Origin of the sequence: Pantoea sp. FN0302, from assembly GCF_050113775.1 — a bacterium.
In the GTDB taxonomy this organism is placed as follows: domain Bacteria; phylum Pseudomonadota; class Gammaproteobacteria; order Enterobacterales; family Enterobacteriaceae; genus Mixta; species Mixta alhagi.
On record NZ_JBNJSM010000007.1, the window covers coordinates 74262 to 95884 of the forward strand.

Below are 21623 nucleotides of genomic sequence, written 5' to 3' on the forward strand. Positions count from 1 at the left end.
CAGCGTTATTTCTGGCAGCTACGGCAGAAAAAGGTGCTGCGCTGCCCATGTTTAGCGCTTTCGATCGGCGTACCACATACGCGGCAAGGCTCACCGGCGCGGCCATAAACCTGTAGCTCCTGAGCAAAGTAACCTGGCTTGCCATCGCTCTGCAGAAAATCACGTAGCGTGGTGCCGCCCTGCTCAATTGAGCGCAGCAGTACGGCTTTAATCACCTTAACCAGCAGCGCGATCTCTTCATGATTCAGCGACATGGCCGGTCGATCGGGCAAGATCCCGGCGGCAAACAGCGACTCGCTGGCATAAATATTACCTACGCCCACCACCAGCTTATTATCCATCAGCCAGGGTTTGATAGCGGTACGTTTTCCGCGTGACTTTTCCAACAGATAGTCGGTATTAAACTGCTCGCTTAACGGCTCAGGACCCAGATGCGCCAGCACATTGCTCGCCTGCAAATCCTTACTCCACAGCCAGGCGCCAAAGCGGCGAGGATCGGTATAGCGCAGCACTTTACCATTGCTCATCACCAAATCGACATGATCGTGCTTTGCCGCAGGAATTGCCTCTGGCAGTACGCGCAGGCTGCCCGACATGCCAAGGTGAATAATAATCCAGCCTTCAGGCAGCTCCAGCAGCAGGTATTTTGCGCGACGCTGTACGCTCAGCACCGGCTGATCGCTCAATGCATGAATCTCCTGCGACACAGGCCAGCGTAAACGCGGATTACGCACCACCGCGTGCAGAATGGTTTCGCCTACCAGGTGCGGTTCAATGCCGCGACGGCTGGTTTCTACCTCAGGTAATTCAGGCATGACAGCTCCTCACGTTTTACGGTTTCATAAAAACAAAAAACCCGGCCGAAGCCGGGTTTTTCATGGAAGCTGCAATTATTTAATTTTAGCTTCTTTGTACATCACGTGCTGACGTACAACCGGATCGAACTTTTTCAGTTCCAGTTTTTCCGGCTTAGTACGTTTGTTCTTCGTGGTGGTATAGAAGTGACCTGTACCAGCAGAGGAAACCAGCTTGATCTTCTCACGAATACCTTTAGCCATGATTCAGTTCCTTAGTACTTCTCACCACGGGCACGCAGATCGGCCAGAACCGTATCGATGCCCTTCTTATCAATTACACGCATACCTTTAGCAGATACACGCAGAGTAACGAAACGTTTCTCGCTCTCAACCCAGAAACGGTGAGAGTGCAGGTTCGGCAGGAAACGGCGTTTCGTCGCGTTCATTGCGTGGGAACGGTTGTTACCGGTCACCGGACGCTTGCCAGTTACTTGGCAGACTCGTGACATGTCAATTCTCCAAAAATCAAATCAGCTCGAGCTTTAAAAATTAGGTCTTGGCCGCCTCGTCAGGCTTGTAGCCCATCCAGGCGAGTTCCATGTGAACCCGCTGAGCAGGCCTAAACGCCAAACCCGAGATTCTCAAAGGTGGCGTAGTATACGCCTTGTATTGCCAGCGCTCAAGTCCCGAACAGATAAAGATCCCTCTGGATCGCCGAAATAGCACAGAAAACAGGCATTTTTTGCTCTTAAAGCCAGCCGCGCTCGGCGAAAGAAACGTATTCTCCCCTGCCAATCACTAAATGGTCGAGCACACGAATATTCATCAGCAGGCAGGCTTGCTTTATACGCTGGGTAATATCCCGATCGGCGGCGCTTGGCTCGGCATGGCCAGACGGGTGATTGTGCGCCAGAATCAGCGCCGCGGCATTAAGTTTTAGCGCCACACGCACAATTTCGCGTGGATGTACCTCTACGCTGGCGATGGTGCCGGTAAACATCTGCTGAGCCTGCAGCACCCGATGCTGATTATCGAGAAAGATAGCCATAAAAATTTCGCGCTCCTGATGTGCCAGCACGCTTTGCAGATACTGCTGCGTCAGTTGAGGATTCTCCAGTACGTTTTCCCGCGCCAGCTGCGCATGGAAAAAACGTCGACCCAGCTCTGCTACGGCATGCAGCTGTGCCAGTTTGGCATTTCCCACGCCTTTAATTGTATCGAATGCGCTTTTTTCAGCGCTCATTAGCAAATAGAGAGAGCCAAACGTCGCCAGCAATTCATGCGCCAGGGCCATAACCGGCTTGCCGCATGTGCCGGTACGTAAAAAAATAGCCAGCAACTCCGCATCGCTTAGTGCTGATGCACCCATCTGCTCTAACTTTTCCCGGGGTTTTAACACGCGCCTCTCCTGCTGGCTGTTGTTACTATCTGGCCACTACTCTGCGCCTGCCAAAGCGATGCAGCCAGCGGCAGGATTTAACTTTTCGGGACAACTCGCAAAGGTGGCTGGATGCTAAACAGCATGGTCAACAGAATGTGTTAAAATCGCGCCATTGTGGCAGGCCTGGTTCGTCAAGAGGTCAATAAGGGCAGAAGCGAATATGATGGGATTAACCGGTAAACATATTGTATTGGGCGTCAGCGGCGGCATTGCGGCGTATAAAACGCCTGAACTGGTGCGGCGCTTGCGCGATCGCGGCGCGGAAGTTCGCGTGGTGATGACCGAGGCCGCTAAAGCCTTTATCACACCGCTGTCGCTTCAGGCGGTTTCCGGTTACCCGGTTTATGATGATCTGCTTGATCCGGCGGCAGAGGCCGCAATGGGTCATATTGAGCTGGGTAAATGGGCAGACCTGGTGATCCTGGCACCCGCTACGGCGGATTTAATTGCACGCGTAGCGGCAGGCATGGCTAACGATCTGGTTACCACGCTCTGCCTGGCCACCGCTGCACCCATTGCCGTGGTGCCCGCCATGAATCAGCAAATGTACCGCGCCCTGGCCACCCAGGAAAACTTGCAGCGCCTCGCGGGACGCGGTGTGTTGATCTGGGGGCCGGATAGCGGCAGCCAGGCGTGCGGCGATGTGGGGCCGGGCCGCATGCTCGACCCGCTGGCAATAGTTGACCGCGCGGTAGCCTGGTCAATGCCCGTCAACGATCTGCAACACCTTAATATTATGATTACCGCTGGCCCAACGCGCGAAGCGCTGGACCCGGTGCGTTATATCTCTAATCACAGCTCGGGTAAGATGGGCTTCGCTATTGCCGCCGCTGCGGCCGCGCGTGGCGCCAATGTTACCCTGGTCGCTGGTCCGGTCGCGATGGCGACGCCCGCAGGCGTAACGCGTATCGACGTTACCAGCGCGCTAGAGATGGAAAAGGCGGTAATGTTGCATATTACGCAGCAAGATATTTTCATTGGCAGCGCAGCCGTGGCAGACTACCGCGCAGCAGAGGTCGCGTCAGAAAAAATCAAAAAGCAGGGTGATGAAATTACGCTGAAAATGGTAAAAAACCCCGATATTGTCGCAGGCGTTGGCGCTATGCAGGAAGGACGCCCCTATGTTGTAGGGTTTGCTGCTGAAACCCGTAATGTGGAAGAATACGCTCAACAAAAACGGGCGCGGAAAAATCTGGACCTGATCTGCGCCAATGATGTATCCAAATCCGGGCAAGGTTTCAACAGCGATACTAATGCTCTTCACCTTTTCTGGCAGGAGGGAGAAAAAGTTTTGCCTCTCGCAGATAAAACTCTCCTTGGCCAGCAATTATTAGACGAGATTGTCAGCCGTTATGATGAAAAAAATCGACGTTAAGATTATTGATGCGCGCGTAGGTAAAGAATTCCCTCTGCCGACCTATGCCACTTCCGGCTCCGCAGGCCTGGATTTGCGCGCCTGTCTTGATGCCCCGCAGGAGTTGGCGCCCGGCGCCACAACGCTACTGCCAACCGGCCTGGCGATTCATATTGCCGATCCCTCTCTGGCCGCCGTTATTTTGCCGCGCTCAGGCCTGGGTCATAAGCATGGCATTGTACTGGGCAACCTGGTTGGGCTGATTGACTCTGATTATCAGGGGCAGCTAATGGTTTCCGTATGGAACCGCAGCCAGGAGAGCTTTACTGTCCAGCCTGGCGAGCGCATTGCTCAACTGGTTTTCGTGCCGGTCGTGCAGGCAGAATTTAATCTGGTTGAAGATTTTGATGCCAGCGCGCGTGGTGAAGGCGGTTTCGGTCACTCCGGCCGGAATTAAACGCACAGCAACACCCTCCGCAACCCGACTTGTTTATTTTTCAGCACCGTGAGATGCCTTCTCACGGATGTTGCGTGGGCCTTTGCCCGTTTATGATAAATCTCAGGGGTTTATAACGTCATGGCAGAAAAAAAGAGCGCGAAAAGGAATCGTCGCGATGAAATCCTGCAGGCTCTGGCGCAAATGCTGGAATCCAGCGACGGGAGTCAGCGTATTACTACCGCTAAGCTGGCCGCTACGGTAGGCGTCTCCGAAGCTGCGCTTTACCGTCATTTTCCCAGTAAAACGCGCATGTTTGATAGCCTGATCGAGTTTATTGAAGATAGCCTGATTACCCGCATCAACGCGATTCTGAAAGATGAAAAAGAGACCATGACGCGTTTGCGTATGATCGTGCAGCTAATTTTAGGTTTTGGCGAGCTTAACCCTGGTCTGACGCGTATTCTTACCGGTCATGCGCTGATGTTCGAACAGGATCGTTTGCAGGGCCGCATTAACCAGCTTTTCGAGCGTATCGAAGCGCAGTTGAGGCAGGTGATGCGCGAGCGCAAAATGCGTGAAGGGCAAGGCTTTGCCACCGACGAAACGCTGCTTGCCAGCCAACTGCTGGCTTTTTGTGAAGGTATGCTGTCGCGCTTTGTGCGCTCAGAGTTCCGCTATCTGCCTACACAGGAGTTTGACGTACGCTGGCCGCTGTTAGCAGCACAGCTGGTATAGCGCGAGTGCATAAATGTCGCCGGGTCAGCACAAGCCCGGCGACACAGTAGCATCTACGCTTAGATACCGTAGGTTTGACGATAGCTACGTACTGCAGCCAGATGGTCAGCCATTTCAGGCTTTTCTTCGAGATATTCGATCAAATCACTTAGGGTGATAATGGCGGTAACGTGGCATTGATAGTCGCGCTCTACTTCCTGAATCGCTGATATTTCACCACGCCCCCGCTCCTGACGATCCAGTGAAATCAACACGCCGGCCAGGCTGGCCCCGTTAGTCGCGATAATTTCCATTGATTCACGGATGGCAGTGCCAGCGGTGATGACATCATCGACCAGCATTACGCGTCCCTGTAACGGACTGCCTACTAACGTTCCGCCCTCGCCGTGATCTTTGGCTTCCTTACGGTTAAAGCAGTAAGGCACGTCGCGCTGGTGATGATCCGCGAGCGCAACGGCCGTGGTCGTGGCGATGGGAATGCCTTTGTAAGCCGGGCCAAACAGCAAATCGAAGTCGACGCCGGAATCAACCAGCGCCTGCGCGTAAAAGCGGCCCAACAGTGCCAAGTCGCGTCCGGTATTAAACAGGCCAGCATTAAAGAAGTAGGGGCTTTTACGTCCCGATTTCAGGGTAAATTCGCCAAACTTTAATACCTGCTTGTTTAATGCAAACTCAATAAACTCACGCTGCCAGGCTTTCATCTTTACTCTCCTCGAAATTTAACGATAAAAAAGGCGACTCTCTGGTCGCCTGAAATAATTAGTTGCTTAGCGCCGCCTTCTGCGCCTGAATCAAGGTATCGATGCCGTCTCGCGCTAACGCCAGCAGCGTCAGCAATTCTTCGTGGCTGAAAGGTTCGCCTTCGGCTGTGCCCTGAACTTCAATCATGCGGCCATCTTCCATCATCACCACATTCATATCGGTTTCAGCCGCAGAGTCTTCGACATATTCCAGATCGCACAGCGCTTCGCCGTTAACAATGCCAACGGAAATCGCCGCTACCATGCCTTTCATCGGATTTTTTGCCAGCTTGCCGGCAGCAACCAGTGCATTCAGCGCATCTGCTAACGCCACACAGGCACCGGTAATGGAAGCTGTACGGGTACCGCCATCAGCCTGCAGCACATCGCAATCAAGAGTAATGGTATATTCACCCAGTGCTTTGAGATCCACTGCGGCGCGCAGCGAGCGCGCAATCAGACGCTGGATCTCAAGCGTACGTCCACCCTGTTTACCTTTTGCGGCTTCACGCGCATTGCGGCTGTGGGTTGAACGCGGCAGCATGCCGTATTCGGCGGTAATCCAGCCCTGTCCCTGACCTTTAAGGAAGCGCGGCACGCCCTCTTCTACGGTCGCGTTACAAAGCACTTTGGTATCGCCGAATTCAACCAGTACAGAACCTTCTGCATGTTTGGTGTAGTGACGAGTCAGGGTAACGGGACGCACCTGCTGTGTGAGACGGCCTGCTGGACGCATGGTTTTTCTCCGGCTTGCTAATATTGGCTGCGCATTATACGGTTTTAGCGCTGCTCTGCCTACCGGCCCCGGGCAAGCTTCCGGCTTAATAATTATCACAGCCCGCTGTCAGTCCAGCGTTTTACGGAAGGATTTCAACGCAATTCCTACCACAATAAGCGTAAGCAGACCCAGCGGCAGCAGATCGGTAAGCAGATCGCTAAAGCCATAACCTTTCAACATAATTCCCTTAGTCAAACGAATAAAATAGGTTAAGGGAAGGCATGACCCTATCCATTGCGCCCAGAATGGCATGCTAATAAAAGGGCTAATGAAACCGGAAAGCATAACGGAAGGAATAAAATAGAAAGAGGACATCTGCAAAGCCTGAAGTTGGTTTTGCGCGAGGCTTGAGATAGTAATGCCAATCGACAGACAGAGAAAAACGTAGATAAAGAGCACAAAAAAAAGCAAAAGAACACTTCCCAGCAGCGGAATATCAAATAGATAAACGGCAAAGAGAAGAATCAGCAATGACTGAAAAATGCCGATTAGAACATAGGGAATAATCTTACCGGTAATAATTTCAAAGCTGGTCAAAGGTGAAATAAGCAGGTTCTCAATAGCACCGTTTTCCCGCTCTCGGGTAATCGCCAGCGCGGTCATTAGCACCAGCGTTGTACTGAGTATCGAGCCGATGATACCGGGGATAGTATTATATTGCGTGATCCCTTCTGGATTAAACATACGATGAATAACTAATTCAATATCATCTGGCTTTAATTCATTACGCAGCGAAGGGGGAAGATCATGCTGAAACATTGTTATTGCCGCCTGCGTCACTGCACTTAACGCACTGCCGATGGTTAATGGATCGATAGCGTCGCCCTGTATCAGTATCTGCGGCTTTTCTCCCCGCAGCATTTTATGAGTGAATCCCTGTGGAATAGTGATTATAAATATAACATTGCCCCGAACAAATGCAGAACGCGCCTCTATCTCTGACTCAACCGGAATCATCGAAAAATAGCCTGTATTTTGTGCCGCAGAAACAAAAACCTGGCTCAATTGCCCTGTATCATAATTTAACAGTGCGGTGGGAATATTCCGCGCATCCATATTAACCGCATAGCCAAGAATGGTTAGCTGAAGCAGCGGTGTAATTACTACCATAGCCATACTGATTTTATCGCGTCGCAGCTCATGAATTTCTTTAATCACTACGCCTATCCAGCGTAAAAAGGAAAAATTAGTACTTATTGTTTTTAGCATTGTTTTTCATTAACCAGGTAAAGGCATCTTCCAGCGTCGTTTGCACTTTGCAAAACTCATAATCAGAAGCAACAGCGTGTGACAGTATTAGGTTTAATACCTTTTCATCTTTCGCCGTAACAAAGAGGCTATTACCGAAAATAACCGTTTGTTCAATACCTGGCATTTTCAGCAGCTCATTCTCCAGTTCCGTCAACCTTTTCCCGCTTATTTTGACCGTGGTTAAATTTTGCTGATGGATAATTGACCCAACGCTACCGTTAGCTAACAGATGCCCATAAGAAAGGTAGGCGACTTTATGGCATCGTTCAGCCTCATCCATATAATGCGTACTGACAAGGGTTGAGATACCCCGATCGGAAAGCTGATGAAGAATTTGCCAGAACTCGCGGCGCGCTTTGGGATCGACGCCGGCGGTGGGCTCATCCAGAAAAAGCAAAGCGGGATGATGCAGCGTGCAGGCAGCAAGTGCCAAACGCTGCTTCCAGCCGCCGGACAGAAATTTTGCCAACTGATGCTGGCGCGAGGTAAGCCCCAGCTCCTCTAATGTTTGATCCACACGCGCTTTACCCCGGACCAGATTATAAATGCGCGTGATAAACAAAAGATTTTCCCGGATTGTTAAGTTGCCCCACATGGAAAAATGCTGGGTCATATAGCCGATATGATGTTTAATCTGTTCCCGCTGGGTAAATATATCCATGCCAAGGCAGTGGCCTTTCCCTGAATCAGGGGTAATCAGCCCGCACATCATACGTATTGATGTTGTTTTCCCGCTGCCGTTTGGCCCTAGAAAACCATATATTTCGCCTTTCCTGACCGTCAGTGAAAAATCTTTTACTACATGATTAGCGCCAAAATATTTGTTCAAATTACTGACTTCAATGCATACATCACTCATTAAAAACAACCTCTATATTTACAGGCTGTCCTGTTTTTATATAGGGAAGATCTTCTTTCACGGGAATGGCCTCAGCCATAAACAAAAGCGTCTCTCTGCGCTGAGTACTGTAAATAACGGGCGGGGAAAACTCTGCCTGAGAGCTAATATAGTTGATATGAGCTGATAACGTTTTGCTACAGCCGTCGCAGTAAATCTTTAATTTCTTTCCACTATTTAATTCGCCCAGTCGATTTTCCGGCACATAAAAGCGCACCTTAATACTCTCAGGCGAGAGTAAGCTCATAACGGGCTTACCCGCTGCAGGACGCTCTCCCGGCTGATAAAGAATGTCATAAACGGTCGCATTCTGTGGAGCAAACAGCGTTCTTTGTTGCAGATCCCAGCGCGCCTTATCGCGTTGTAATTTAGCCGACTCAACGCGCGATTTTTGATTATTAATTTCAGCCTGACGAGCAGGTAGCGCTTTTGCTTCCAGCTGGTATAGCAGCTCCTTAACCTGCGCTTTTTTTTGAACATACTCCTCTTTCGCGCGTTCCCATTCAGCAGTAGATATCATCTCTTCCGTATAAAGCCTCTGCTGCCTGTTAAATTGCCTCCTGGCCAGACTGGCAGCCGACTTTGCTTTCTCAAGCTGTGCATAGATGACTTTCAGGGCAGACTCCCGCTCGCCCGTTTCTAAATTGTGCAGCATCGCCTCTTCAGCGCGGACCTCTTCTTGCGCTATGCGAAGCGCATTTTCTGCTGGAAAATCATCCAGATGCATTAATTTCTGACCTCTATTTACCGTTTGGCCTTTACTAACGAACAGCTCTTTTACTTCGCCGCTGAAAGGAAAAGAGAGATAAGTAAATTCTCCATAGGTATAGCCTGACAGAACAAAAGAGCTGGAATCCTTACATCCGAGTAACAAGAATAAATAACACAAAAAAACAACAAGCTTTTTCTTTATCATATTTATGATCCGGACACGCTATCGGGGAGAATAGCAAGTCTGTCTTAATGGCTTTTAAAAATTGGGGCAGAGTTTGATCGCATCCAAAACTTATCCTTACTAAAGATATATTTATTCTTGAATCAAATAACGCTTCCCATAGTTTTCCTTAAGCTTATTTATTTCACAGATATTTAGCCCAGCAATAGAATTAAAGCTTTCATCCTCAACAAAACATAATAATTTCGATCCGCCTGTGCTATACCACTTAGCCGCTTGCTTATAAGGCCAGGGAAGATCACAACCCTGCTCGCGCAACGTTGTATTAAGCTTTTTCCACTCCTCATTAAAGTTCTCACCGCTAAAAAAGTTAGCAATCTCCTCATCATCAACATTACAGTATTTCCGGGATGGCGAACAAAAATCCTCATCTGAAGAGAGATAGCTTTGAAAGAAAGCCATCATCAGTTTTTTGGCATATTCTGGGAAATATTGAGGGATAGTAAGGACACCCAGAAGGTACTTATAGTTTTTATGCTTTAACGCAACATGGAAGATGCCTTTCCAAAGCGCATCAAGAACATGGGTTTTTTGATATTGTTTTTGAATGAAACCCCGGCCAATTTCAATACTCTGACTCGCTATTAGTAAGAAGCTCTCTTTATAATTAAATAGTTCGTTACTATAGAGCCCTTTGAGTCCTTTTTTGGAAAGCTGCTCACCCGCCAGTACAAACCGATATGACCCAGCAATTTCTTGCTGTTCAGGATCCCAAACTATAATATGTTGATAATCCTTATCATAAACATCATTGTCATAACTATTTCCTGTTCCAGCCCCTATGTCACGGAAAGATATTTCTCGCAGGCGGCCCAACTCACGCAGAACAGGGGAATATTCCTCACCCTGATGGCGATACAGTAAAACGCTTTTCCCATCACGCAATGTTTTTAACACCTCACACTCTGTCAGCATCGCATTTAATCGTTGTTTGTCTACCGGAGCGGCAACCGGGGCGAGAACCGGCAAAGTGCCGGGAAGATTTTTGCCTGCTTTTTCGATGTGCTCCGGAAAGGATGCAGCAATAACTGCTGCAGACTCTCTATTAATGTCGAGCCTGGATACGTTTATCGGCTGAAGGATCTTTATTTGCAATGATTTACCTTTATGACGCAAGCATTCCCTGATAATCATCAAGTTAGAAAAAGGACGCCAGATCTTTGCCGTCATATAGTAGCGCCAGCTATTTAAGCCTTTGATGTTTACCGGAACTAAAATTGCATTATTTTTTTTCGCCAGGTGAAGGAAGCCAGAGTACCAGGGAGCTTCCTGTAATCCTGATCTTTGTAAGCCAGCTAATCTGCCCGAAGGAAAAATAATCAGCACGCCGCCTTTTTTAAGATGCGTATTCATTTCGCGGTACTGACCTGCGCTCATTTTTCCCTGCATATTCCTGATGCCAATCGTAAGATCGCCTGTTTTTGGCAGCATATAGGTAAGCACATGATTAGCCACTATTTTAATATCGTGCCTTACGCTGGAAACAGCCACTATCAAACCCAGACCATCTATAACTGTAGGATGATTAGCCACGATAATAACAGGCCCTTTGCGGGGCAGGTTGTTATAGCCTTTCGGATCCACATCCAGATGAATACGTAGCCTCTCAGCTACGGCCACTAACCACTCGATGCCGTTTTTGCTTTCAGCCTCTTTTATGCAGCGATAAAGTATATCTTGACCCACGGCCCACTTTGCTAATTTACGCAGAATAAAAGATAATTTTTTCCCGGGGAAGAACTCCTTGAGAATACTATCAGTTACATCCATTGTATTGTTGTCTCCTTAACATCCCTTTCATTTATTCATCTAACTCCCTTCAATTCATTTAATAATAAATCTTTAACCTTATCTGCATCCAACAAATTATTAGCCATTACTTATTTATTATCAGAAAAATATCCTTGAAGAAAAATACTTCAATAAAAAATATTTTTAAATCATAAATTTATTAAATCTCATTTAAAAACCGAAAGCAGGATCACTATTTATCAAGTAATGATTTCAGGCATCTGCACGATAAAGAAACAAGTCATTAAATCATTACTGACGCTTTCTAATAATGGGAATTTGGCAATCCATTTCACTCTTCACTAAACATGAATTTATTCATCCGCTATAAAATATATTCTCACCATTGTCATCCATTTTATTAAAAAGCACTATATCAGATCACTTCTATTTATTATCTTTACCTGCTTGTCAGGCTTATCATGTTCTTTTATTTAAGTCATCGATTGGCCTTCCGGTAGTAACACAGAATATAAACGCTCTGCTTAACTTTACTGCCACTTTTCACTTACTGTTTATAATTCCTATTTTTACCTGTTAAGAAGGAAGAGGCGTCGCTATAATCTATTAAACTTTCTTTAATACGGGTATGCAAAATGATTCGCAGTATGACCGCCTACGCCCGGCGTGAAACCAAAGGCGCATGGGGCAGCGCAGCATGGGAGCTGCGTTCCGTGAACCAGCGCTATCTTGAAACGTATATTCGCCTGCCGGAGCAGTTCCGCAGCCTGGAGCCGGTAATTCGGGAGCGCCTGCGTAATCGTCTGACGCGCGGAAAAATTGAATGCAATCTTCGCTTCGATGCCGATCCAGGCGCGCAAAGCGCATTAATCCTGAATCAGCCGCTGGCAAAGCAGCTACTGGAAGCCGCACAGTGGGTGAAACAGCAAAATGTTGATGGTGAGATTAACCCGGTTGATATATTGCGCTGGCCTGGCGTGATGTCCGCTCAGGAACAGGATTTAGATGCGATTAATGCGGAACTGATAGCCACCCTGGAGCTGGCGATTGATGATTTTATCGCCGCGCGTGAAAGCGAAGGCGCCGCGCTGAAAGGCATGATTGAGCAGCGCCTTGAGGGCGTGAACACTGAAGTGAAGAAAGTACGCGCCTGGATGCCGGAGGTGCTGAAATGGCAGCGCGAGCGGCTGGTGACTAAGCTTGAAGAGGCGGAGTTACAGTTGGACAACAATCGCGTTGAACAGGAGCTGTTGATGATGGCTCAGCGCATTGATGTTGCCGAGGAGCTTGACCGCCTCGAAGCGCACGTTAAAGAAACTTTTAACATCCTGAAAAAGAAAGAGGCCGTTGGCCGCCGTCTCGACTTCATGATGCAAGAGTTCAACCGTGAATCGAACACGCTGGCATCAAAATCAATTAACGCTGATATTACTGCTTCAGCAATTGAACTGAAGGTGCTGATTGAGCAGATGCGTGAGCAGATTCAGAATATTGAATAACGCCGCCAATTAGCGAACCTGGTAACAGCTACCTTCATTGCCCGCTTTAATCGCGGGCTTTTTTATTTTCAATGGTTACCGCGTTACTCGCTTCAATCTGCGTTTGCTGACAAATAACCAGCAAACGGGACGTGAATGATTTCTGCACAAGATTTTACGCCTTTGCCTCATTCCCTTACGCTTTACGCAATGCTTAAATCGTTTCAGGCCCAATTTCGGAGGTAACATGCTGCCATCACACACACTAAGTCTGACCATTACACGCCATTGGCTGGATCTCTATGAAACTATCTGGAAACCAGAATATTTCCCAAAATGGGTTTCCCAGTTAGGCGAAGCGCCGTTACAGGCAGAAGGCAGTTACTGGAAAGCCAAAGGCACTGATGGAGCGTTAAAGGTCCGCTTTTCCGAGCACAACACCTATGGGGTAATGGATTACTGGATTGATAATGGTTTTGGTAAGGAGATCTATATGCCGATGCGTATTGTCCCTAATCAGGAAGGTGCGCAGGTGCTGCTGACCCATTTTCGTCAACCTTTAACCTCCGATGAAAAATTCCAACAGGAATTAGCACTACTGGAGCAGAACCTGCAGCGGCTTTATCAAGGCGTAACGGCCAGTTCCTGATATCGAAGCGCCAGAAAGCGTCATCCTGTTGACGCTTTTCCGCGTTATTAAGAAAGCAGCCCTGACGTCGCGTTTTATAAATATAATCAGTCGCGATACCAGATGCTCTTATCCTGCTGATTTTATCCAGGGCTGGGTTGGTAAAGAGTAATGTCATGACTCTGTTATACCGCCCTTATCAGATGGCACAGACGGCATTCAGGCTGCTTTTTAACCACTCTTTTTAGCTACCTCCGGATCTGATAAAAACTTAGCATGGAATAACCGTGCAGAAAAATTACACATTTCCATGTAAAATACAGGGATTTTGTTAACTCAACTTATCTATGAAGAATGCGATAAATCTGAAGTCTCAACTAAAAAAAATCAAATAATCAATAAACTAAACTCAAAACCCATGAATTTCCTCTCAACTCATTAAAGACTACTTAAGCGTTACTATTCCTTTTCTTAGCTATTTTTTTTAATACATTCATTTCTAACATCCATTTACTACTGGATCTTTAGTTTCAGATATTTCTCATGGTGATTCTTAACAGGAAAAAAGTTATAAATCTTCCTGCACACAGCAATTTCTAATAATCAGACATTCCAGGAATTTCCTATGGAACGCATATCGCTGCAAGACTTTACTGAGCAAGAATTTGTTAATATTGCACGTAAAATATTATCAGCTGATTTCGAAACTACCGAAGGACTATTGCAAGCAGTGACGGAATTTGTTCTGTTAGCAGGACATCCAGCTGGTACCGATCTTATTCTTTATCCTCAGGATTTTAATATCAGCACACCACAAAGCATGGTGGATGTGATAAAAAGCTGGCGGACTCAGCATGGACTGCCTGGTTTCAGGGATGATTACCTTACTATAGCCTTATAATAAAAAGCATTTTCATTTCTATAAAATAAAAATAATTTTAGGGTGTTACCTTTCCAACACCGCTCTTTTTAGCACCACGGATATACGATGTCTTTGAAACAAAAAGCAATTAATGGCGCAAAATGGTCAGCCATTTCTTCAGTAATGACGATTGGGCTTGGCATTTTGCAGCTAGCTCTGCTTGCCAGAATGATTGATCCGAAACAATTTGGTTTATTAACTATTGCTTTGGTTATTTTGACGCTGGTCGATACGCTTTCCGACTTTGGTTTATCCAACTCAGTTATACAGCGGAAAAGTATGTCTGAAACGGAGCTATCAACTTTATACTGGCTAAATATTTTTATTGGTCTGGCCGTTTTCGCCATTATCTATTTGAGTAGCCATGCTATTAGCGTATTACTTCAGCAACCAGAACTGAATGAGCTTATTGAGACGCTATCTGTTGCCTTTCTTATCATTCCGCAGGGACAGCAGTTTCGGGCTTTATTGCAAAAAGAGCTGGCCTTTACACTTATAGGGCGTACCGAGGTTATAGCAGCAATATCAGGTTTTGCTGTGACGTTACTTTCTGCTGTATGGTCACCCTCGGCACTTTGCGCTATCTGGGGATACCTGACCATGGTTTCCATACGCATGCTGCTGTTTTGTTACTACGGTGGAAAAATATACCGCCCTCAATTTGTTTTTGAGTTGAAGAGCGTACGCAGTAATTTACGTTACGGCGGCTATCTGACGGCAGATAGTTTGATTAACCAGCTTGGTATGAATATGCCTACTATACTGCTGTCACGCCTGCTGGGTGCGGTTGCAACCGGAGGATATAACCTGGCTTATAACCTTGCCGTTATGCCGCCTGCAAAGATCAACCCTATTCTGTCACGCGTGTTATTTCCCGCCTTTGCGCAGATGCAGGATGACCAGCCACGTTTACGACATAACTTCTATAAGATGTTATCAATCATGAGCCTGCTGAATTTCGTTGCGCTGTTGGGTATGGCTGGCATCGCTCATAATTTAGTGCTGAGCTTGTTTGGCGAGCGCTGGTTGTTTATTGCTCCGGTCCTGCAGATATTGTGTATCGCAGGCATTATGCGAGCCATTAACAACCCTGTAGGCGCCCTGGTAATGGCAAAAGGTGCGGTTGATATCAGTTCAAAGCTTAATGCGCTTCGGTTGGCGCTTTCTGTACCGGTTATCTGGGTAGGCGCGCAGTGGGGCGGGCTGACAGGTGCCACTATCGGTTTTACTGCGTTACAAATTTTCACCGCGCTAACAAACTATTTTGTATTAATACGCCCAATTCTGGGTGCCAGCGCTAAAGCTTATTTAACCAGCCAGTGGCTGCCGCTGCGTATGGCGCTGCCAACGCTTTGCATCAGCTACGCGCTTGGCTACGGATTAGAAGAGCTGCTGCCGGTTGCGCTTACGCTTACCATTCAAATTGCCGCTGGCGGACTGGTTTGGGTTTTAATGCTCTTAAGGAGTCAGGATCCGCTGATACTTGAACTCAAACAGATTGTGTTGCGTAAAACGAGCACAGCCAGGACGTTAAAAAACAATGAAAAATTAATATAATAATAAAAGCTGTTAATGGGTGGATAAATGCCTGTAAACAGGTATTTTTATTAAGCGCGCTACTACAGCGCGCTTTTTTTATTTTTTGGCGTTCTTTCTCCCCGCTTCGCATAAACAAAGATAATCCGAAAGCGAATGCCTTAGAAATTTTCACTCGTCTACACTCAGAGAAGCGCTGTAGGCTTGCCACCGTTTCCCTGGAGCTGGCTATGTTACTGACCGTACTCTATATCATTGGCATTACTGCCGAAGCCATGACCGGCGCGCTTGCTGCCGGACGACGAAAAATGGATCTCTTCGGCGTTATTATTATTGCGTCGGTAACCGCCATTGGCGGTGGTTCAGTGCGTGACATGCTGTTAGGTCATTACCCGCTCGGTTGGGTAAAGCATCCTGAATACATCATGATTGTTGCTGCCGCAGCCGTAGTTACCACGGTTGTTGCTCCTCTGATGACCCATCTTCGCAAGGTATTTCTGGTGCTGGACGCATTAGGGTTAGTGGTTTTTTCCATTATTGGCGCTCAGGTTGCGCTTGATATGGGACACGCTTCCATTATTGCTGCTATTAGCGCGGTCATTACCGGTGTGTTCGGCGGCGTGCTGCGTGATATGTTTTGCAACCGGATTCCGCTGGTGTTTCAGAAAGAACTGTATGCCGGGATCGCTTTTGCCGCAGGCTGGCTCTATATCTTGCTGCTAAAAACGCCGCTATCTCATGAAACGGTCATCCTTATTACCTTGCTGTTCGGTTTTCTTTCCCGTCTATTGGCGCTGCGCTTTCGTCTGGGGCTGCCCATTTTCAATTATCCACATCCGGAACATTAGCAGGCTGACTTACCGGCAACGCCAGCGGTTCGGAATCAGGTAACGACGCCTCTCCCTTGCCTTTTCGTGCCGCTTGCCACTGCTGAATAATATCGATCATTTCTTTTACCTGCTTATCCTTTAGCCAGAGATCAATGCGCTGTGCCAGCGTTTTGCCGACGCCAGGCAACTGTTGCCAGCTTTGCAGGCTGCGCGACAGCAGCTGAGGCCAGTTATTATCCGGTAACACGTTGAGCGCGGCAGTGGGTAAAGGAACACCAAGCGCCTTTACCCAACGGCGAAAAGGCTGATGCTGCACCTGGTTAAAGTAATGTACGATTTGCCTGGCTCGTTGCGGCGTTATACCCGGCACGGCTGAAAGCTGCTCACTACTCATATTGAGCCAGGAAAAAAGATGTACGAAATCCGGATGCAGCAGCAGGCGCTGCCAGGTGCTGCGCTGAATTCCCGGTAAATCGAGCCCTTCTCGCTGGCTTAACCAGCTCAGACGGGAAAGCAGCTGTTTCCGACACTCCGCACTGTTATAAAAGCAGCTCAGGCTGTGATAATTCTGCGAATCGGGTGGTTCCGGCCGATGACGATGCATAACTCGCCAGATCACTTTTTCAAGATGCGGGATGCCCTGTCCTGCCAGACTGATTGCTACCTGATCGCCGGGAACAATATCTAATGCCTGCCATCGCGCCAAAGAACCCAGGCTCACTCGACGCACGGTTTTATCATCCAACTGCACGGGCACAACGTTTAACACTACCGAGATTTTCCCGGTGCGTCCTATCGGAAAATCAATGGACTGCACTTCGCTGCTGATAATCGGCGGGTTATATTTCCAGGCAGCCACTTCTTCACTGTTTCCGGGCAACCATTGCTTACCGGCTGAACGGCGATCCTGATGAATCACCACGCCATCAGTGACAAAGGGCAGCGGCGCGCGAAACCAACGCGCACGCCACAGGGCCACCTCTTCTTCACTGTTTACCGGCTGCGTCCAGGCGCTGGCTAAGCCAAAGCCTAACTGCTTAAGTGCCGTTTGCCGCTGCGCCATGGTTTGTGGCCCATCTGGCCACGCCCAAATAAAGATACCCAGCCGTGAAAGCAAGGGCGAAGGCTGCTGGCGCATTAGCGCGCCCGCGACCTGAGCACGCGCATTTTTCCCGCCATCTGTGGCCTGTTGATGATCGGTCACGGTTAAGAAGAGTTCACCCTGCAGTACCAGCACGGGCCTTTTATCGGGAATGACCTGCGGAAGCGTGGGAATATAAGCGGCTTTATTCAGCCAGTTCTGCCCTTTTACTCCATCGCCACGGCTAATCAACGAGGCCAGTTTTCCCTGACGATAAACTAACGTTACGGCGACGCCATCAACTTTCGGCTGTATCCATAACGGTCCTTTGCCCTGCATCCAGTAGGCTACCGCCAGCTTATCCGGTAGTTTTTTTACTCCTGTATGAGCAACAGGATGATCGACCGTACCGTTATCTGCCCAGACCGAACGATCTGGCGCTGTTGCGGGTTGAAAACAGCGCTGCCATTGCCGTAACCGCTGTTGCAGGCTGTCATAAAGCGCATCATCAATCAGCGTCTGGCCGTCACGATAGTAAGCATTGTCCCAGTTGCGTAGCTGCTGCTGAAGATGAGCGATCTCTTCCGATGCCCTTGCTGGCGTCCAGCGAGGGCACAGCGCCTGCGCTGTGCCGGCAAACAGACACAGCAGCCATAAGGCCGTCTTTCCTGACATAGTTCCTCCTTGCTTTCAACGGCCTCAGTAAAACGGATTAAAGGCAACGCAGCGAGAAGCAAAGAATGAAACTGGAAAACCATGCAGGGATTTTTACTGCAAAGCGTGCAAACCGCTCCGCTTTACGCGGCATACTTTCCATAAAACAAGAAAAACCACAGCGGAACGGCGCAAACGCTGCATGGCGGCGGCAAGCCGTGTATACTGTGCAGGAAACAGACTCCGCTCTTTCACACACTTCAAGAACTATCATGGCTCAAGGCACGCTTTATATAATTTCCGCCCCCAGCGGCGCAGGCAAATCCAGTCTGATTCAGGCTATGCTGAAAACGCAGCCGCTCTACGATACCCAGGTATCCATTTCGCATACCACGCGCGGAATGCGTCCCGGCGAGCAGCACGGCGAGCACTACTATTTCGTTTCTAAACAAGAGTTTGAAACGATGATTGCGCAGGATGCTTTTCTTGAGCATGCTGAAGTGTTTGGCAATTATTACGGCACTTCGCGTGTGGCCATTGATCAAGTGCTGGCAACCGGCGTTGATGTCTTTCTGGATATTGACTGGCAGGGCGCGCAGCAGATTCGGCAAAAAATGCCTTCGGCACGCAGTATTTTTGTTTTGCCGCCTTCAAAAGAGGAGCTGGATCGCCGCTTACGCGGTCGCGGTCAGGATAGCGAAGAGGTTATTGCCCGCCGCATGGCCCAGGCCGTAGCCGAAATGAGCCACTATGCCGAGTACGACTATTTAATTGTTAATGATGATTTTGATCTGGCGCTATCGGATCTCAAAACCATTATTCGCGCTGAGCGTCTGCGTATGGGCCGTCAAAAAGCCCGGCATGATGCATTAATCAGCAAACTATTGGCAGACTGAAGTCACTTTCAGTATTATGCCCAGTCATTTCTTCACCTGTGGAGTAGCACACTTATGGCACGCGTAACCGTTCAGGACGCAGTAGAGAAAATTGGTAACCGTTTTGACCTGGTTCTGGTCGCCGCACGTCGCGCACGTCAGATGCAGGTGAGCGGTAAAGATCCGCTGGTACCGGAAGAGAACGATAAACCGACCGTTATCGCTCTGCGTGAAATCGAAGAAGGCCTGATCACCAATCAGATCCTTGATGTTCGTGAGCGCCAGGAACAGCATGAGCAAGAAGCCGCCGAGTTGCAGGCTGTTACCGCTATCGCTGAAGGTCGTCGTTAATTAGCCGGAAGGCTCGCCCTTGTATCTTTTTGAAAGCCTCAATCAGCTGATTGAACAATACTTGCCTGAGGAGCAGATCAAGCGCCTCAAGCAAGCTTACCTTGTCGCACGTGATGCTCACGAGGGGCAGACTCGCTCCAGCGGTGAGCCTTATATCACCCATCCCGTCGCCGTCGCCTGTATCCTGGCGGAAATGAAGCTCGACTATGAAACGCTCATGGCCGCGCTACTGCATGACGTGATTGAAGACACTCCCGCCACCTATCAGGACATGGAACAGCTGTTCGGCAAAAGCGTCGCCGAACTGGTTGAAGGCGTATCCAAGCTGGATAAGCTGAAGTTCCGTGATAAAAAAGAGGCGCAGGCGGAGAACTTCCGCAAAATGATCATGGCGATGGTGCAGGACATTCGCGTCATCCTGATCAAGCTGGCCGACCGTACGCATAATATGCGCACGCTGGGCTCGCTGCGGCCCGATAAACGGCGACGCATCGCACGTGAAACGCTGGAAATTTACAGTCCGCTGGCGCACCGCCTGGGTATTCACCATCTGAAAACCGAGCTGGAAGAGCTGGGTTTTGAAGCGCTCTATCCCAACCGTTATCGCGTGATAAAAGAAGTGGTGAAAGCCGCGCGCGGTAACCGTAAGGAGATGATCCAGAAAATCCTGGCGGAGATTGAAGGGCGTTTGCAGGAAGCCGGTGTTCCCTGTCGCGTTTTTGGCCGTGAAAAGCATCTCTATTCCATATACTGCAAAATGCACCTGAAAGAGCAGCGCTTCCACTCCATTATGGATATTTACGCGTTTCGCGTGATCGTCTGCGATGTGGATACCTGTTATCGCGTGCTGGGTCAGATGCACAGCCTGTATAAGCCGCGTCCGGGGCGGGTGAAAGATTATATCGCCATCCCGAAGGCAAACGGCTATCAGTCGCTGCATACCTCGATGATTGGTCCGCACGGCGTGCCGGTTGAGGTGCAAATCCGTACGGAAGATATGGATCAGATGGCGGAAATGGGGGTGGCGGCGCACTGGGCTTACAAAGAGCAAGGCGAGAGCGGCACCACAGCCCAGATTCGCGCGCAGCGCTGGTTACAAAGCCTGCTGGAATTGCAGCAAAGCGCCGGCAGCTCCTTTGAATTTATCGAAAGCGTTAAATCCGATCTTTTCCCGGATGAGATTTACGTTTTCACCCCGGAAGGGCGCATTGTCGAACTGCCTGCTGGCGCCACGCCGGTGGACTTTGCCTATGCGGTGCATACCGATATTGGTCATGCCTGCGTGGGCGCCCGCGTCGATCGTCAGCCCTATCCCCTTTCGCAGCCGCTGGCCAGCGGCCAGACGGTGGAAATCATTACCGCGCCCGGCGCGCGTCCCAATGCCGCCTGGCTTAACTTTGTTGTCAGTTCGAAAGCGCGCGCCAAAATCCGTCAACTGCTGAAAAACCTCAAGCGCGAAGACTCAGTGAGTCTGGGACGACGCCTGCTTAACCATGCGCTGGGCGGTAGCCGTAAACTGGCTGAGATTGCGCCGGAAAGCATTGAGCAAGAGCTGGAGCGGATGAAGCTGGCGTCGCTGGACGACCTGCTGGCGGAAATCGGCCTGGGCAACGCGATGAGCGTTGTGGTGGCGAAAAATCTGCTGGATACGGCAGGCGGCGCTTCCACCAACTCCACATCGCGCAGCAAGCTGCCTATTAAAGGCGCTGATGGCGTGCTGATTACCTTTGCCAAGTGCTGCCGTCCTATTCCTGGCGACCCGATTGTGGCGCATGTCAGTCCCGGTAAGGGATTGGTGGTTCATCATGAATCGTGCCGTAACATTCGTGGCTATCAAAAAGAGCCCGAGAAGTTTATGGCGGTGGAATGGGATAAGGTGACCGAGCAAGAGTTCGTCGCTGAGATCAAAGTTGATATGTTTAACCATCAGGGCGCGCTGGCGAACCTGACGGCGGCAATTAACACAGCCAAATCGAATATTCAAAGCCTGAACACAGAAGAGCGTGACGGCCGCGTTTACAGCGCCTTTATTCGTTTGACGGCACGCGATCGCGTTCATTTGGCAAATATTATGCGCAAAATTCGCGTAATGCCGGACGTGATCAAAGTTCACCGTAACCGAAACTAA

22 protein-coding genes are annotated in these 21623 nt (G+C 49.1%); 11 read left to right on the plus strand and 11 right to left on the minus strand.

Going from position 1 to position 21623, the window contains the following annotated elements:
• Positions 1–5: 5 nt before the first annotated feature.
• From mutM to radC, 4 genes are all read right to left on the minus strand, one after another.
• Positions 6–815 (minus strand): bifunctional DNA-formamidopyrimidine glycosylase/DNA-(apurinic or apyrimidinic site) lyase, encoded by an 810-nt coding sequence (gene mutM, locus ACQE32_RS18365; protein WP_250651214.1) that lies wholly within the window; start codon positions 813–815, stop codon positions 6–8.
• Between the two features lie 75 nt (positions 816–890).
• Positions 891–1058 carry a 50S ribosomal protein L33 gene (gene rpmG / locus ACQE32_RS18370; RefSeq protein WP_013094893.1) on the minus strand — a complete coding sequence of 56 codons (168 nt, stop codon included), beginning with the start codon at positions 1056–1058 and terminating at the stop codon, positions 891–893.
• Between the two features lie 11 nt (positions 1059–1069).
• Positions 1070–1306, minus strand: a complete 237-nt coding sequence (gene rpmB / locus ACQE32_RS18375) for a 50S ribosomal protein L28 (RefSeq protein WP_038629143.1) — start codon at positions 1304–1306, stop codon at positions 1070–1072.
• Positions 1307–1545: 239 nt separating this feature from the next.
• A complete protein-coding gene (gene radC, locus ACQE32_RS18380) occupies positions 1546–2196 on the minus strand; it encodes a RadC family protein (protein WP_426974916.1) in 651 nt (216 codons plus the stop codon).
• Between the two features lie 202 nt (positions 2197–2398).
• Here radC and coaBC point away from each other — a divergent pair, with 202 nt between their 5' ends.
• The 3 genes from coaBC to slmA all read left to right on the plus strand — a co-directional run bounded on the left by coaBC (position 2399) and on the right by slmA (position 4766).
• Positions 2399–3613: a bifunctional phosphopantothenoylcysteine decarboxylase/phosphopantothenate--cysteine ligase CoaBC gene (gene coaBC, locus ACQE32_RS18385; RefSeq protein WP_427022224.1), complete on the plus strand. Its 1215-nt coding sequence runs from the start codon at positions 2399–2401 to the stop codon at positions 3611–3613.
• Complete coding sequence (gene dut, locus ACQE32_RS18390; protein ID WP_426974914.1) at positions 3591–4049, plus strand: dUTP diphosphatase; 459 nt, start codon at positions 3591–3593, stop codon at positions 4047–4049. The genes coaBC and dut overlap by 23 nt, the downstream gene beginning before the upstream one ends.
• Before the next feature lie 120 nt (positions 4050–4169).
• Positions 4170–4766, plus strand: a complete 597-nt coding sequence (slmA, locus tag ACQE32_RS18395; protein WP_085069285.1) for a nucleoid occlusion factor SlmA — start codon at positions 4170–4172, stop codon at positions 4764–4766.
• A gap of 59 nt (positions 4767–4825) precedes the next feature.
• Here the strand turns inward: slmA and pyrE are convergent, their stop codons facing one another.
• The 6 genes from pyrE to ACQE32_RS18425 form a co-directional block, all read right to left on the minus strand.
• Entirely contained in the window at positions 4826–5467 is a 642-nt protein-coding gene (pyrE, locus tag ACQE32_RS18400; RefSeq protein ID WP_426974913.1) for an orotate phosphoribosyltransferase, read from the minus strand.
• Between the two features lie 58 nt (positions 5468–5525).
• Positions 5526–6242 carry a ribonuclease PH gene (gene rph / locus ACQE32_RS18405; protein ID WP_085069282.1) on the minus strand — a complete coding sequence of 239 codons (717 nt, stop codon included), beginning with the start codon at positions 6240–6242 and terminating at the stop codon, positions 5526–5528.
• Between the two features lie 108 nt (positions 6243–6350).
• On the minus strand, positions 6351–7493 hold the full coding sequence (locus ACQE32_RS18410) for an ABC transporter permease (RefSeq protein WP_427022225.1): 1143 nt from the start codon (positions 7491–7493) through the stop codon (positions 6351–6353).
• Positions 7471–8394 carry an ABC transporter ATP-binding protein gene (locus ACQE32_RS18415; protein ID WP_427022226.1) on the minus strand — a complete coding sequence of 308 codons (924 nt, stop codon included), beginning with the start codon at positions 8392–8394 and terminating at the stop codon, positions 7471–7473. Before ACQE32_RS18415 ends, ACQE32_RS18410 begins: the two co-directional genes overlap by 23 nt.
• Complete coding sequence (locus tag ACQE32_RS18420) at positions 8387–9349, minus strand: HlyD family secretion protein (protein WP_427022227.1); 963 nt, start codon at positions 9347–9349, stop codon at positions 8387–8389. Before ACQE32_RS18420 ends, ACQE32_RS18415 begins: the two co-directional genes overlap by 8 nt.
• 111 nt (positions 9350–9460) lie before the next feature.
• Positions 9461–11158, minus strand: coding sequence for a lysophospholipid acyltransferase family protein (locus ACQE32_RS18425; protein ID WP_427022228.1), 1698 nt, complete (start codon positions 11156–11158; stop codon positions 9461–9463).
• Positions 11159–11775: 617 nt separating this feature from the next.
• On the opposite strand from ACQE32_RS18425, the gene ACQE32_RS18430 reads away from it, so the two are divergent.
• The 5 genes from ACQE32_RS18430 to ACQE32_RS18450 all read left to right on the plus strand — a co-directional run bounded on the left by ACQE32_RS18430 (position 11776) and on the right by ACQE32_RS18450 (position 16552).
• The gene (locus ACQE32_RS18430; protein ID WP_426982201.1) at positions 11776–12639 is read left to right on the plus strand and encodes a YicC/YloC family endoribonuclease; all 864 of its coding nucleotides are present in this window, start codon (positions 11776–11778) and stop codon (positions 12637–12639) included.
• A gap of 226 nt (positions 12640–12865) precedes the next feature.
• Positions 12866–13267 (plus strand): polyketide cyclase, encoded by a 402-nt coding sequence (locus tag ACQE32_RS18435; RefSeq protein WP_426974907.1) that lies wholly within the window; start codon positions 12866–12868, stop codon positions 13265–13267.
• Positions 13268–13871: 604 nt separating this feature from the next.
• On the plus strand, positions 13872–14147 hold the full coding sequence (locus ACQE32_RS18440) for a bacteriocin immunity protein (protein ID WP_427022229.1): 276 nt from the start codon (positions 13872–13874) through the stop codon (positions 14145–14147).
• 87 nt (positions 14148–14234) lie between these two features.
• A complete protein-coding gene (locus ACQE32_RS18445) occupies positions 14235–15725 on the plus strand; it encodes an MOP flippase family protein (RefSeq protein ID WP_427022230.1) in 1491 nt (496 codons plus the stop codon).
• A 209-nt stretch (positions 15726–15934) separates the two neighbouring features.
• On the plus strand, positions 15935–16552 hold the full coding sequence (locus tag ACQE32_RS18450) for a trimeric intracellular cation channel family protein (RefSeq protein WP_085069264.1): 618 nt from the start codon (positions 15935–15937) through the stop codon (positions 16550–16552).
• Here the strand turns inward: ACQE32_RS18450 and ligB are convergent.
• Positions 16527–18290, minus strand: a complete 1764-nt coding sequence (gene ligB / locus ACQE32_RS18455) for an NAD-dependent DNA ligase LigB (RefSeq protein ID WP_426974904.1) — start codon at positions 18288–18290, stop codon at positions 16527–16529. The two genes, ACQE32_RS18450 and ligB, sit on opposite strands and share 26 nt — an antisense overlap.
• 251 nt (positions 18291–18541) lie before the next feature.
• Between ligB and gmk the strand changes: the two genes are divergently transcribed.
• The 3 genes from gmk to spoT are packed head-to-tail and all read left to right on the plus strand — an operon-like array spanning position 18542 to position 21623.
• Entirely contained in the window at positions 18542–19165 is a 624-nt protein-coding gene (gmk, locus tag ACQE32_RS18460; RefSeq protein WP_250651225.1) for a guanylate kinase, read from the plus strand.
• Positions 19166–19219: 54 nt separating this feature from the next.
• Positions 19220–19495 (plus strand): DNA-directed RNA polymerase subunit omega, encoded by a 276-nt coding sequence (rpoZ, locus tag ACQE32_RS18465; RefSeq protein ID WP_085069262.1) that lies wholly within the window; start codon positions 19220–19222, stop codon positions 19493–19495.
• Positions 19496–19514: 19 nt separating this feature from the next.
• The gene (gene spoT, locus ACQE32_RS18470) at positions 19515–21623 is read left to right on the plus strand and encodes a bifunctional GTP diphosphokinase/guanosine-3',5'-bis pyrophosphate 3'-pyrophosphohydrolase (protein WP_250651226.1); all 2109 of its coding nucleotides are present in this window, start codon (positions 19515–19517) and stop codon (positions 21621–21623) included.